General features: G+C 71.6%; 2 protein-coding genes. One reads left to right on the forward strand and one right to left on the reverse strand.

Annotated features, from left to right (window positions below; all coding sequences use genetic code 11):
* Positions 1–293, reverse strand: a 293-nt coding sequence (locus tag SB658_RS21945; protein WP_410602291.1) for a GMC family oxidoreductase N-terminal domain-containing protein, incomplete at its 3' end; no start/stop codon positions are given.
* Here SB658_RS21945 and SB658_RS21950 point away from each other — a divergent pair.
* Positions 248–443: hypothetical protein (locus SB658_RS21950; RefSeq protein ID WP_410602293.1), on the forward strand; the 196-nt coding region annotated here is incomplete at its 3' end. The genes SB658_RS21945 and SB658_RS21950 overlap by 46 nt on opposite strands.

Below are 443 nucleotides of genomic sequence, written 5' to 3' on the forward strand. Positions count from 1 at the left end.
ATGCCCGCCTCGACGAACGCCCGCTGTGGAGGGGTCAGCTCCTCCATAGTGGTGTGGCTCACCCGGAAGCGATCGCGCACCCACTCGAGCAGCGGCACGACCTCGTCGGCGCTCCAGCGCGTGTCATCGGCGAGCCGAGCCCACTCGTCGTACTCGAACGCGGCTCCGATCGAAGCGGTGCATCCGTTGTGGGCGGAGCAGCCGCCGAGGATGCGGGCGCGCGGCAGGTCGATGGCCGGTCGACGCGATGGTGGCCACCACCGCGTTCCGTGTGCGCGTGACGCCCGAGGGATTCGCCGCCAGGGCGCTGATCGGCTGGCCCCGCATCGAGATACCGCTCGACGAGGTCGAGTCCGCGCGCGCGGTCGATGTCTCGCCGTTCGGGGAGTTCGGCGGGTGGGGGTGGCGCATCGCCCTGGACGGGCGGACCGGCATCGTGATCC

It is taken from the genome of Bacillus sp. SIMBA_008 (genome assembly GCF_046535495.1).
Taxonomy (GTDB): Bacteria; Bacillota; Bacilli; order Bacillales; family Bacillaceae; genus Bacillus; species Bacillus subtilis.